This is a genomic window from Rosenbergiella collisarenosi, assembly GCF_018494085.1.
In the GTDB taxonomy this organism is placed as follows: domain Bacteria; phylum Pseudomonadota; class Gammaproteobacteria; order Enterobacterales; family Enterobacteriaceae; genus Rosenbergiella; species Rosenbergiella collisarenosi.
Genome location: NZ_JABBFP010000046.1, coordinates 1 through 212 on the forward strand (window position 1 = coordinate 1; position 212 = coordinate 212).

The window sequence follows — 212 nt, forward strand, 5'->3', positions numbered from 1 at the left end:
TCCGTAGCTCAGCTGGATAGAGTACTCGGCTACGAACCGAGCGGTCGGAGGTTCGAATCCTCCCGGATGCACCATAATGGTTGAACAACACTTCTTCGGTAAGTCTGTTACCTGTCAGTTACAAGAATTCTGTAATGCATCCGTAGCTCAGCTGGATAGAGTACTCGGCTACGAACCGAGCGGTCGGAGGTTCGAATCCTCCCGGATGCACC

Annotated in this window: 1 tRNA gene; it reads left to right on the top strand. The window is 52.8% G+C overall.

What is annotated here, in order from left to right:
• Positions 1 to 136 precede the first annotated feature (136 nt).
• Positions 137 to 210: transfer RNA gene (locus tag HGT70_RS16525), tRNA-Arg, on the top strand.
• Positions 211 to 212: the final 2 nt, after the last annotated feature.